Genomic DNA, 12976 nt, shown 5'->3' with positions numbered 1-12976 from the left:
AATAAAAAATAGGATACGGGATATGAAAAATTTGGTCATTTTATCCGGTGCCGGCATGAGTGCCGAGAGTGGTATCAGTACATTCCGTGATGCGGGAGGTTTGTGGGATAAATATCCGGTAGCTCAGGTAGCCACTCCTGAGGGGTATGCGCGTGATCCGGAACTGGTTATCAATTTTTATAACGAGCGTCGCAAGCAGCTGTTGGAAGTAGAACCTAATGCCGGGCATATTGGAGTTGCCGCACTGGAAAAAGATTTCAACGTGACAGTGGTTACGCAGAATATTGATAATTTGCATGAGCGTGCAGGCAGTCAACGCATCATCCACCTACACGGTGAACTGACGAAAGTTTGTTCCAGCCGTGACCCTTACAACCCTCATTATATAAAGGAGTTGAAACCGGAGGAATATGAAGTAAAGTTGGGTGATAAGGCAGGCGACGGAACGCAATTCCGCCCGTTCATCGTTTGGTTTGGAGAGCCGGTGCCCGAAATAGAGCGAGCCATCGGTTATGTGGAGAAAGCGGATATCTTTGTCATTATCGGCACTTCCATGAATGTATATCCGGCTGCCGGACTGTTGAACTACGTGTCTCGCACAGCAGAAGTCTATCTGATTGATCCTAAGCCGGTGGACACGCACACCATGCGTCCGATACATGTCATTCAGAAGGGAGCTTCGGAAGGGGTAAAGGAGTTGGCGATGATACTTGAACATTGAGGTTAATGCCACCGTATTGGCACAGTCTTGCCTCTTTGTTGGCACGGTCGTGCCAATACGGTGGCATAACAGTGCCAATATAGTGGCACTGTTGGGTTATTTAATAACCGCTCTCAGCGCGAACCACGCATGATGTGCCACGGTACTTATAAGCCCGTAGTGTTTTGACATGATGCAGAACCGTTCTTTGAGAGATGCTTTCCGGTTTTGTGTAGTCATTCCTTCCTCCAGGTAATCGATAAGCGTGAGATGTGTGTTGTGCAGGACCCGCGCTTTTTTCATGATCTTGATACACCAGTCGAAGTCGGCCGAGAAACGGTACTGCAAGTCGTATGGCTCTACCAGTATACGTTTGGCAAAAAACGCCTGATGGCAGACCAGCATGCCTTGCTTGAAACTTTTCCATGTCAGGACCTCAGGGGAGGAGAGACGGCGCATGCGGATAAAGTGTCCTTCTTTATCGACTAAAGCTGTTTCACCGTACAGAATGTCAGGCAGTCCACCGTTACTGAGAGTATGTACCATTTGTTGCAAAGTGTCGTCTTCGTGAAAACTGTCTCCGGCGTTGAGGAAACAAAGATAATCGCCTGTCGCGTGTTCAATACCCTTGTTCATGGCATCGTACAGCCCTTTGTCCGGTTCGCTTACGACCAGGGAGATACGTTCCTTGTAACGGTTGATGATGGAGAGAGTTCCGTCTGTGGAAGCCCCGTCTATGATGATATACTCTACGCGATGATAGGTCTGGGAGATAACACTTTGAATAGTATCTTCCAGTACCGTTTCTGCGTTGTAGGTTACGGTGATGACACTGAACTTAGGTGTAAGATGGTTATGCATTTCTTCCGGTAACTTTATTATAGAGATCGATATATTTCTTAGCGATGGTACCTTCTGAATAGTGCGTCACGGCTTTCCGGCAAGCCTGTTCCGACAGGCTTGGATAGTCGGGTTCGGTCAGTGTCCAATAAATACCGTTGGCAAAGTCCTCGGACGATTTATATTGTGCCACGTATCCATTGTGGAGATGGTCTATCATTTCAGGAATACCACCCACGTTGAAACCTACACAGGGAATGCCGCAGGCCATAGCCTCCATAATCGTGTTAGGAAGATTGTCTTCTAACGATGGGGTGACGTAGATGTCTACGGCATTGTATATATCTACCAATTGATGTTCATTCTTTAAAAAATCCATTGGATAAACTTTGAATGGCAATAAATTCTCCAACTGTCGGGATTGATTGCCGAAAGCCACGACAGCTAATTGTTCTTTCAGTTCAGGATGTTTCTTGAACAAAAGATGGCAGGACTCTATCAGGTAATTGATCCCTTTTCTTTGATCGGTGATTTTTACCGAGCCGAATAACACGAGCTTGACGTTGTGAGGTAACATATATTTGTCACGAGCCGCGTTTTTATTGTGGGGCTTGAAAAGATTTATATTGATCGGGTTGGGTATACTGATTACTTTATGGTCATGAAATAGCGCACTCTTTTGTGCTAACTCCCCTAACCATCGGCTGCATGTCACGAAATGGATACGATTTTTTTTGTATAACTTTTGTTTTTTGTAGAAAGTACGGTAGGCAAGATCTTTCTTGCCATTGGCGTAAATATATGGACAATTGTGGCACTCTTGTTCATAGTTGGTACATCCGATGCTGTAATGACATATACCCGTACATGGCCACATATCGTGCATCGTCCAAACAACGGGCTTACCTGATGCCAGTATTTTCTCGATATTCTTTAGCGAAAGCATTCCTTGATTTATCCAATGAAGGTGGATCACATCGGCCTGTTGAAACTCGGGCAAAGAGGTGATGTCCGTACCTGTATTGGCTATATCGACAGCAAAAAGGTTATTTTTCTTGAAATGGTTAGCTTTCCAAATTACAATACGTTCCCATACAAATTTCCATACCATACGCCAATTATGTTTTAACTCAACGACGGTAATTTGTTCTGTCTGTTTGTCGCGTACCAGCATTTTAGCTTTGATGCCATTGTTTTTCAGAGCTTCCATAAGACGGCTGGCTGCTATGGCAGGTCCGCCTATTTTTTCTGTAGTATTTATGAGTAGTATTCTCATTATATTACTTTTTTTTGATAACAGTCTTATAAAGGTCGAGATATTGATTGGCAACTACCTTACTGGAGTATTTTTCGAACACATAATTTCTCATACTTTCTTTGGAAAGGGTGTCTTTTCCTTCCGTCATTCCCCATTTGATTCCTTCTGCCAGGCTGTCAGCCGATAGATAGTCTGCTAAGAAGCCATTCTTTTTGTGGTGTATGATGTCCGATTGTCCGCTGTTTCCAAATGAGATCGGGATACAACCACATGCTTGCGCTTCGATAAGTGTCTGTCCGAAAGTCTCGTACAGTGAGGCTGAAACTGTAACGTCTGCCGCAGAATATAGTTGCGAGAGCTTATGAGAACTGTCAATTCTTCCGAAATATGAATAACTGATGGGAATATGGACAAGTACTTTCTGGGGATATTTTATTTTTCCGAATAAGGCCAGATGCAACTCTTCGGATTGGAAATGTTTTTGTTTGATTAATAGATGTATGGCTTTTAATAAGTACTCAAAACCTTTGATGGGGTCATCAATTCTGGCCGCACCAAATAAAATGATGTACTTGTTGGGCAAGAAAAGTTCTTTTCGGGATATCTTTTTATCCAATATTTTAAAATCGGAAAGAGAAAGCACATTCGGAATTACAAGAATATCTTTGTTTCCCAACAAAGCACTCTGTTTGACTTGTGTAGAAAGCCAGTTGCTGACTGCTACAATACTTAAATCATGATTAGAAAAGAGTTTTAATTTTTTTCTGAATACTCTATGTGCTAAATCGTTATTGCCGGGAAAACGCAGAAACCGACAATTCTTACACTCACTTTTAAAGTTTGTACAGTTATGTGCATGATGGCAAATGGCGGTACATTCCCACATGTCATGCATTGTCCAGATGACAGGTTTGCCCGATTTTAGAATTTCCTGGATACTTTTAATGGAGAGTAATCCCTGATTAATCCAGTGCAAATGGATGATGTCCGCTTCTTGAAACGAAGGTAGTTTAGTGATATTAAATCCTGTATTGGCAATGGATACGGTGAATAGATTTTTTCTACTGAATAAGTTGTTAATCCATATAATCAGTCTTTCCCATAAGAAAGTATACCGCTTTTGCCAGTTTTTACCTATTGACATTACCTGAGACAAATCGCTTTCTTTGTGTAGAACAAGCATTTTTGCATCTACATCTACTGTATGAAGCGATTTCATTAAACGTTTGGCGGCAATGGCTGCTCCACCGGTTTGCTCAGATGTGTTTACTAATAGTACTCTCATTTTGGAGAATGTTTGTGCAAAAGTACTGTTTTTGTCGTTTTATATTCTATAAAAACATTTATTTTTTAGTCTGTAATCACTAAACTCTCTATCTTTGCGACATTAAAATCAGCTATTGTAAGACCGGTATATACATTGGGTATCTGGGGTGTGAATAGCTTTAATTGTATATAATTTTATAGCTATGGGAGAAAAAGGACTAAAATGGTTGGAACAATTGTGGCAATGTTTTCTTAGCGTAGTGAAGGTATTGTTGCAATCTAAGTGGAATACTCGCTTGCCATCTTCTTTCAGTAATGCGGATGAGTTATTGATATTGGCTAATGGCCCTTCATTGAACCATACGGTGCAGGAATTCCCGGAATTTGTGAAAGAAAAGACATTGTTGGCAGTGAACTTTTGTGTAACGTCACCTATGTTTGAACAACTTCGTCCTGAACTTTACTTGATAGCAGACCCTTTGTTCTGGATTGTTCCCGAAAAACGGGTGCAATTGTTTCAAACTCTGGCGGAAAAAACTACCTGGCCGATAAATTTGTTTATTCCTGCCCGTGCTTTGAAGAATAAAGATTGGCAACCGATGTTGGCAGGCAATCCCAATATCAATCTTTGTATTTATAACACTACTCCGATTGAGGGTTTTCAAGGTTTTTGCAATTGGGTATTCCGTAAGGGTTGGGGTGTTCCCCGTCCACATAATGTACTGATACCTTCCATCGCGATAGGATTGCGTCTGCCTTTTAAGAAGATATACCTGGCGGGTGCCGATCACTCTTGGTTACCGGAAATCACGGTGACGGACGAGAATGTGGTGCTGATGCATCAGAAACATTTTTACGACCAGAATAAGTCGCAGGCGGCTACCGTGAAGCAGGAAAACTTGAATAGTGCCCGTCTCTATGTTATACTTTATCACATGCACGTGGCTTTTAAATCTTACTTTATACTTGAGGCATATGCCCGGAAGTTGGGAAAAGAGGTGATTAATATTACACCGGGCAGTTATATCGACGCTTTTAAACGAATGAAATTATGAAAGACGGAATAATCATTCAGGCACGTACCGGTTCTACCCGGTTGCATAATAAAATACTGCTCCCTTTTTATGGTGAACAGCGCATTATTGATATCTTGATATCAAATATTAGGCAAGCTTGTCCGGAGAAGACAATCGTACTTGCCACTACCGATCGCCCGCAAGACGATGTGTTGGCGGAAGTTGCACGCCAGGCAAAAGTTTTCTGTTACCGGGGCGACGAAGACGATGTGCTCGACCGCTTTATCCGGGCTGCCGAGACATTTGGTATCGACCGCTTCATCCGTGTTTGTTCGGATAATCCTTTCCTGCGTCCGGACAGTTTCAAGGTATTCTTTAATGAACACGATACTTGTCCGGCAGATTACATTGCATACGGCTTTGCTGACGGCCGTCCCACCATCAAGTCGCATCTGGGTTTGTTTGCCGAGTTGACTACGACCGACGCTTTGCGTCGTGCTGCTGCTGCCACGCAAGAGAAACTCTACATCGAGCACGTCACCATATATCTCTATACACACCCCTCGGAGTTTAGTGTTCGCCTGCTTCCCATGCCCGATGGGCTGGAGGAGCGGCTCGATCTCCGCTTTACTCTCGACACCATGGAAGATTTTACTCTGCTGCAAACGCTTTATGCCACCTTTCATGAGCAGACAGACCATAGTATCCATGCTCTGTTGCAGTTGGTAGAAACGCATCCGGAGTATCGTGTAAAGATGTTGGAGAACATTGCCCGCAATGAAAAATGACATTCCGCGACGTTCTTTTGTGCAATTTCGTTAAGGCTGAATGCCGTTCGTGATGCAACGGAATATTTATCGTAATGGTTGTAAACTATTTTATATAATATGAAGAGTACTTACATTATCGGAGAAATCGGACAAAACCACAATGGTTCGGTCGATATAGCCAAGTTGATTGTTGATTTGGTATCCCGCCCTGTTCGTGAGGAGGTATTCAATATGGAACTGCGTCCGATGGATGCGGTGAAACTGACTAAGCGTGACCTGAATGAGGAGCTGACCGACTCGCAAATGAACCGGCCGTATGTTTCTCCCCACTCTTTCGGACGTACATACGGTGAGCACCGGGCTTTTCTGGAATTGACGGATGAGGAACACTTCGAAGTCTACAAGCATGCCAAGTCTCTGGGATTGGATTTTGTGGAGACTCTTTGTTCTAAGGGCTGTATGTCATTACTGAAACTCTTTACGCCTGATCGGCTGAAAGTGGCAAGCCGTGATCTTACCAACCTTCCTTTGCTGGAAGTAATGGCGGAAACTAAAATACCTATTATCCTTTCTACAGGTATGGCGGGAAAGAAAGAACTGGATGATGCATTGGATGTTATCACCCGTTATCACAGTGATATTTCCATTCTGCATTGTGTGTCACAGTACCCCACTCAGCCCAATAACCTGAACCTGAAAACAATCAGCTATCTGAAGCGGTACTATGGACAGTATGTCATCGGTTTTTCCGATCATACTATCGGCATTGCGGCTCCGGTGGTTGCTGTGGGCATGGGTGCCGAGATCATAGAAAAGCACGTAACTATAGACCGTCGCATGAAGGGTACCGACCAGCAGGGGTCTTTGGGACCGGACGGTGTGAACCGTATGATTCGTGACATCCGCATCGCGGAGCATTGGTTGGGGCAGGAAGAACTGTATGTAGACCCTGCGGTTTCAGCCGCTAAGGTGAAACTGGAACGTTCTATCGCCACTAATAAGGTGTTGTGCCCGGGGGATATGATTACAGAAAATGATATCCATCTGCTCAGTCCCGGAGACGGATTTAAGTGGGCTGACCGTAATAAGGTGATAGGACACCGGGTGCTAAAGGAGATACCCCGTAACGAAATTATTTATCCTTCGTTGATTGAAGAATGAAACTGGCTGCTGTTGTCGTACTCTATCATCCCGGCGAGGATTTAACCGGAAATATCAATAGCTATCTGCCGCAGGTAGACAAATTGCTGTTGTGGGATAATACGCCCGAGGGCGAGAAAAAACAATTGCCTCTGTCGGAAATCTGTCATCCGGAACGTTTGGAATATAGGGGGTGCGGGAGGAATGTAGGTATCGGTATTGCTCTGAATGACGCCGTGGACTATGCCCGTAAGAATGGATTTACCCATCTCTTGACGCTCGATCAGGACAGTTTCTTTCTGGATGGAGAGTTCCGGCGCTACATGACGGCTGTTCGAGGTTATGGAGAAGACGAGCAAACTATCTTTTCTGTGAATTATTTTATCAAGTCGCAACAATCTTCCCTTTATCCGGTGGTGGATACAGTAGATAAAGTATCTTCCGCCATGACTTCCGGTACGATCTATCCGGTCAGCCTGTTTGAGGAATTGGGTACTTTCATGGAAGACTTGTTTGTTTGGGGTATCGATAGTGAGTATTGCTGGCGTGCCGCCCGGAAAGGGGTACCGACCGTTTGCTTCAAGAATATCCTGTTGCAGCACGACTTGGGATATCAGAAGAAGAAACACCGTCTGCTGGGAAAAGAAGTTTTTCCTAATGAGTATCCTCCGGCACGTACCTATTATAATGTGCGGAATGGTATCATTCTTCATAAGCTTTATCCTGAGAGTTTAAATTTGAAGGCTCACTTGCGCTATCATTTATATAAACGGATGGTCTTTGTACTTTTGTACGAGAAGCAAAAGTTTGCCAAATGGAAAGCTCTCTGGGAGGGTTATCGTGATGGAAAACGTGGCAAGCTGGGTGAACGCAGTTGATGGGAATTCTCTATTTTTAATTTTAAATGAATAAGTATGTTACCGAAATTAGTGATTACTGATATTGATGGCGTCTGGACTGATGGTGGAATGTATTATACCGGCGAGGGGGATGTAATGAAACGCTTTTCCGTGAAAGACGGTTGGGGTGTGATTTTCCTGCGTGAGCTGGGAATACCCGTAGCCATTATGACCGGTGAGAATACGCAGATTGTCCAAAAACGTGCCGATAAGTTGAAAATCAAATATTGTTATCTGGGTGTGAAGGACAAGGTGGCTCAGGCTGAAGAATTATGTAACGAACTGGGTATAACCCTGGGAGAAGTTGCTTTTATCGGTGATGATTTGAACGATTTGCCACTGCTTCGTCGGGTTGGTTTCAGCGCTTCGCCCAGTAATACACCCGACTACGTGAAACGTGAAGTGGCTTATGTGACAACTGCACATGGTGGTTATGGGGCTTTCCGGGAGTTTGTGGAGAAACTATTGGCCGACAATGGTATGTTACAGTCGGTTATAGAACGTTGTTTGTCAAAATAGCTTTAATGATTTCTTCTTTTTCGGGTGTGGAGAATGTACAAGGATAGCTTGGCATTCCTTTTACAGCCTTAAGCCCTTTCTGATGATATCTTTGGTCTGCAAGTTTGTTTACCCAACGTAGTAGGGCATATTTTTTGGTAAATTCCATCAGTCTCTTTTTCCATGAAATTCCGGGAGCGTCTTTGGGCATATTACTGATGTTGCATATGAAGGAGATCGCTTCTTCAAGTTTGCTTGTTTCCTGGTCTCTCAATAATTCTCCCACAGCCAACAAGAAACCTTGATATTCTTTTTGATACTCTGGAGAAGTCTTGATGACAGATACTTGTACGGTTTGGTCGGTTGCGGAACCGGATATACGTTCACGTGCACTGTAGAAATAGGGTAATGTGGCGTATTTACCGGATATGAGTGCGGCATGGTTAAAAAACTCTTCTGCCAGAAAAAGGTTGGAAAAACGTAGACTTCCGTCGGTGTTGAAACAGGAGGCATACATCTTCTGAAAAACATCGGTACGTATAACCGAGTATAGGAGGGACGCATACATATTTTTTTCTTGTAATAGTCTCTCACGTGGTGTTTCGTCTGTAATCCGTTTGTCGAAATAACGGATATAACGTGGATAAAAATGGACTTTCCCTTTCCGAGGGGTGAAGGTCAGGTAATGTCCTTGTGCCGTATTGTAATCAGGATGAGTCTCTAAGAAGGCAACCATTTGCGCAATACCGGTGGGCACTATGAAGTCATCGTCGGCACAGTAAACTACATAGGGGGTATTGATAAACGGAAGTATCTCTTTTATTTTCAACAGGAAGTGTAGTCTGGGACGGTGCAGGTAAGTTACTTTCGGATATTCTGCCGCATAAGGGAATATCCGATCGGACGAGTCGGGAACGAGTATTTTTATATCCGTATGGCGATAATAGTTGAGTAATCGGCGTAAGCGTTCAGGACGGTTGTGTGCAGGGATGATTACGGTAACATTTTGTAGAGTCATTGTTACAAGTTTTTCTTTTTTAATAAATATTGCAGGCTTTCCCGAAAGACGGTGGATCTCAAACTCCACATAAAGAATATATAAAGTGAAGCGGCCAGAATTACCTTTACCGGCAGGGAAATATAGTTATTCTCAATATGGCTTCCTACCCAATAAGTGAAACTCATGGTTACTGCCGACAAGATAACATAGGGACTAATATCCCATAGGATATGCAATAGAGAAATTCCTATATGTTTGTGGGCAAAATATTGCCAGACCAACAACCATAATATATTGATGGAAGTGTAGACTATCAACATTACATTCAACCCGTAAGGATAACTGAACCACACGCATAGTAGTTGGAAGGCTCCCAATGTAATGGTGTTCCACATGTAAATGTTCGGTCGTCCTATACTGTTCATTAGGTTGGAGTAGAGGGTGGAAATGGGCATAAAAGCTCCCCATACACATAAGATCTGCATGATGGGTACGCAAGGTAACCATTTGTCGGTAATGGTCAATACAATCAGTTCGCGCGAAATGATAGCGAGTCCTAACATGGCAGGGAAACTGACAAAAGCCGTGAAACGTAATAGTTTCCGGAAAATGTTTTGCAGGCGTTGAACGTCTCCCGAAGCTTCTTTGAATACAGGTTGCCCCACACTGTTTATCATTCCGAAGATGGTGGAGTACCCCATAGTGGTCCATTTGCTTCCTTGTGAATAGTAAGCGGCTTCCTGAATAGTATAAAAACGTCCCAGCAATGCAGAAAATATATTGTTGTTGATATGCGTGAATAAAGATGTAAACAGTTGCTTACTGCTGAATGGAAGTAGTTTCCGTAAAGGAGAGAATTTGAATGAGAAGGTAGGATGCCAAGGAGAGAATATCCAAAGCAATACAGTATTGGTGCTGGTATATAATACGGTTTGTATGGCAATTCCCCAATATCCCCATCCGTGATAGGCACAAGTAACCCCTACAATTCCGGAAACGAGAATGGCTGCTATTTGTATTTGACTACGTTCCTTTACCATGAGGTTTCGGAATAAATATGCTGTAGGTGCTGTACCAAAACTTCCGATGAGGAAACTTAAGAACTGGAAGCGTGCCAGCTCGGTAAGTTCGGGAGTATGATAGAAGTCGGCAATGAAAGGAGCGCTTATAAACAGTAACAGATAAAGTGTAATACCGATACTGATATTAAACCAGAAAACGGAATTGTAATCTTGTGGGTTGACTTCCTTTTTGTTGACAAGCGCCAGGATGAAACCGCTTTCCGAGAAAATGCCTGCTGTGGCAGAAAAGATAGTAAGCACAGCCACCATACCATAATCGGTGGTGGATAACAGACGTGCAAGAAATATTCCGAAAACAAGGTTCAACAATTGCATGGCACCGTTGCCTATGCCACCCCAGAATAATCCTTTAGCTGTTTTCTCTTTTAGCGATAAATCACCCATCTTATATTGATCTTTGTGAGATTGCCGGTAAAAGTCAATATTCCTCACCGCATGGGTACGTGCGGTGAGGATAAGTCTTATTTTACTTCACTACCCGGTTTTACTTCTTTCAGCAATGAAGTCACTGCCAATGCGCCATCATAGTTTTCGGCGGAAAGAATCATTCCTTCGCTTACCAGGCCATTCTTGAATTGCCGGGGAGCCAGGTTGGCGATAAACAATACTTGCTTACCTATCAACTCCTCGGGTTTATAGTGCTGGGCAATACCACTCACGATAGTACGATTTTCCAGTCCATCGGCAATCTTGAATTTTAGCAACTTCTTCATTTTGGGAACAACTTCGCACTCCAATACGGTACCTACACGGATATCCAGTTTCTCGAACTCTTCAAAAGAGATGGTAGGTTTGATGGGATTTGCCTTGTAGCCGGCTGCTTCATTGGCTTTCTTTGTAGCGAGCAACTTGTCTACCTGTGCTTGAATGACATCATCCTCAATTTTCTCGAACAACAATTCCGGTTCTGCCAGCTTATGTCCGGCGGGAAGTAAATCTGTATGTCCCAGTTCTGCCCAATCAAAATTATCCATATTCAGCATTTTGCGCAGTTTTTCACTACTGAACGGTAAGAACGGTTCAAAAGCAATGGCGAGATTGGCTACTAATTGTAAAGAAATATTCAGAATAGTAGCAACACGCGGCATGTCTGTCTTGGCAAGTTTCCAGGGCTCAGTGTCTGCAAGGTATTTGTTGCCGATACGTGCCAAGTTCATAGCTTCTTTCTGGGCATCGCGGAACTTGAATACGTCTAATAATTTTTCTACTTCAGCTTTTACATCGGCAAATTCTTTAAGAGTTTCCTTATCGTAATCGTTCAGTTCGCCTGCAGCGGGAACCACACTGTCAAAATACTTCTTTGTCAGTTGCAAGGCACGATTCACGAAGTTACCGTATACGGCTACCAATTCATTGTTGTTACGTGCCTGAAAGTCTTTCCAGGTAAAGTCATTGTCCTTCGTCTCCGGAGCGTTGGCAGTAAGCACGTAGCGCAATACATCTTGCTTTCCGGGAAAGTCCTGCAAATACTCGTGTAACCATACAGCCCAGTTACGAGAAGTAGAAATCTTATCTCCTTCCAGGTTCAGGAATTCGTTACTCGGTACGTTATCCGGTAGGATATAACTCCCTTCAGCTTTTAACATGGCAGGAAATACAATGCAGTGGAACACGATATTGTCTTTTCCGATGAAATGTACAAGACGGGTTTCAGGGTCTTTCCACCATTTCTCCCAAGAGTCGGGCAGCAGCTCTTTCGTATTGCTGATGTAACCGATAGGTGCATCAAACCATACGTAAAGTACTTTACCTTCAGCACCTTCTACGGGTACAGGAATACCCCAGTCAAGGTCACGGCTAACGGCACGTGGTTGCAAACCCATGTCGAGCCAACTTTTACATTGGCCGTATACATTGGGACGCCATTCCTTATGGTCTTCCAAAATCCATTGGCGTAACCATTCTTCGTGTTTGTCCAGTGGCAGATACCAATGTTTTGTTTCACGCATTACAGGTTCGCTTCCACTGATAGCACTCTTGGGATTAATCAGATCCGTAGGGCTAAGGCTGGTTCCGCATTTCTCACATTGATCACCGTAGGCACCTTCTGCGTGGCAATGAGGACATTCACCGGTAATATATCGGTCGGCAAGGAAAGTTTTTGCTTCCTCATCGTAGTATTGCATGCTGGTCTTTTCAATGAATTCACCTTTGTCGTACAATTTACGGAAGAAATCGGAGGCCGTGTCGTGATGAGTTTTTGAAGTTGTGCGGCTGTATATATCAAATGAAATACCGAAATCTTCGAAAGATTTCTTAATGAGTGTATGATAACGGTTTACTACATCCTGCGGTGTGATACCCTCTTTTTTGGCACGTATAGTGATGGGTACTCCGTGCTCGTCAGACCCTCCAATGAATACAACTTCTTCTTTTTTCAGTCTTAAGTAGCGGACATAGATATCTGCGGGAACATAGACTCCGGCCAAGTGTCCGATATGAACGGGGCCGTTTGCATACGGCAGTGCCGATGTCACGGTGGTACGTTTGAATTTCTTTTCCATTGT

12 protein-coding genes are annotated in these 12976 nt (G+C 43.6%); 6 read left to right on the top strand and 6 right to left on the bottom strand.

Annotated elements, in window-relative coordinates; translation table 11 throughout:
• Positions 1-22: 22 nt before the first annotated feature.
• On the top strand, positions 23-721 hold the full coding sequence (locus tag DXC10_RS01185) for an NAD-dependent deacylase (RefSeq protein ID WP_117737201.1): 699 nt from the start codon (positions 23-25) through the stop codon (positions 719-721).
• A 96-nt stretch (positions 722-817) separates the two neighbouring features.
• Here DXC10_RS01185 and DXC10_RS01180 read toward each other — a convergent pair whose 3' ends face one another.
• The 3 genes from DXC10_RS01180 to DXC10_RS01170 are packed head-to-tail and all read right to left on the bottom strand — an operon-like array spanning position 818 to position 4083.
• Complete coding sequence (locus tag DXC10_RS01180) at positions 818-1561, bottom strand: glycosyltransferase family 2 protein (protein WP_117737200.1); 744 nt, start codon at positions 1559-1561, stop codon at positions 818-820.
• A complete protein-coding gene (locus DXC10_RS01175) occupies positions 1554-2816 on the bottom strand; it encodes a glycosyltransferase family 4 protein (protein ID WP_101541917.1) in 1263 nt (420 codons plus the stop codon). The genes DXC10_RS01180 and DXC10_RS01175 overlap by 8 nt, the downstream gene beginning before the upstream one ends.
• 4 nt (positions 2817-2820) lie before the next feature.
• Positions 2821-4083: a glycosyltransferase gene (locus DXC10_RS01170; protein WP_101541916.1), complete on the bottom strand. Its 1263-nt coding sequence runs from the start codon at positions 4081-4083 to the stop codon at positions 2821-2823.
• Positions 4084-4267: 184 nt separating this feature from the next.
• Here DXC10_RS01170 and DXC10_RS01165 point away from each other — a divergent pair, with 184 nt between their 5' ends.
• The 5 genes from DXC10_RS01165 to DXC10_RS01145 all read left to right on the top strand — a co-directional run bounded on the left by DXC10_RS01165 (position 4268) and on the right by DXC10_RS01145 (position 8408).
• Complete coding sequence (locus DXC10_RS01165; RefSeq protein ID WP_117737199.1) at positions 4268-5119, top strand: hypothetical protein; 852 nt, start codon at positions 4268-4270, stop codon at positions 5117-5119.
• Positions 5116-5868 carry a cytidylyltransferase domain-containing protein gene (locus tag DXC10_RS01160; protein ID WP_101541914.1) on the top strand — a complete coding sequence of 251 codons (753 nt, stop codon included), beginning with the start codon at positions 5116-5118 and terminating at the stop codon, positions 5866-5868. The genes DXC10_RS01165 and DXC10_RS01160 overlap by 4 nt, the downstream gene beginning before the upstream one ends.
• Positions 5869-5967: 99 nt before the next feature.
• Positions 5968-7011: an N-acetylneuraminate synthase family protein gene (locus DXC10_RS01155; protein WP_101541913.1), complete on the top strand. Its 1044-nt coding sequence runs from the start codon at positions 5968-5970 to the stop codon at positions 7009-7011.
• A complete protein-coding gene (locus tag DXC10_RS01150) occupies positions 7008-7868 on the top strand; it encodes a glycosyl transferase family 2 (protein WP_101541912.1) in 861 nt (286 codons plus the stop codon). The genes DXC10_RS01155 and DXC10_RS01150 overlap by 4 nt, the downstream gene beginning before the upstream one ends.
• Positions 7869-7904: 36 nt before the next feature.
• Positions 7905-8408: an HAD family hydrolase gene (locus tag DXC10_RS01145; protein WP_101541911.1), complete on the top strand. Its 504-nt coding sequence runs from the start codon at positions 7905-7907 to the stop codon at positions 8406-8408.
• Here DXC10_RS01145 and DXC10_RS01140 read toward each other — a convergent pair.
• From DXC10_RS01140 to metG, 3 genes are all read right to left on the bottom strand, one after another.
• Positions 8383-9405, bottom strand: a complete 1023-nt coding sequence (locus tag DXC10_RS01140) for a TIGR00180 family glycosyltransferase (RefSeq protein WP_101541910.1) — start codon at positions 9403-9405, stop codon at positions 8383-8385. The genes DXC10_RS01145 and DXC10_RS01140 overlap by 26 nt on opposite strands.
• 2 nt (positions 9406-9407) lie before the next feature.
• The gene (locus DXC10_RS01135) at positions 9408-10853 is read right to left on the bottom strand and encodes a lipopolysaccharide biosynthesis protein (RefSeq protein WP_101541909.1); all 1446 of its coding nucleotides are present in this window, start codon (positions 10851-10853) and stop codon (positions 9408-9410) included.
• Between the two features lie 77 nt (positions 10854-10930).
• Positions 10931-12973 (bottom strand): methionine--tRNA ligase, encoded by a 2043-nt coding sequence (gene metG, locus DXC10_RS01130; RefSeq protein WP_101541908.1) that lies wholly within the window; start codon positions 12971-12973, stop codon positions 10931-10933.
• Positions 12974-12976: the final 3 nt, after the last annotated feature.

Origin of the sequence: Bacteroides sp. OM08-11 (assembly GCF_003438665.1) — a bacterium.
Lineage (GTDB): Bacteria > Bacteroidota > Bacteroidia > Bacteroidales > Bacteroidaceae > Bacteroides > Bacteroides cutis.
This window is presented reverse-complemented; position numbering and strand designations above follow the sequence as displayed.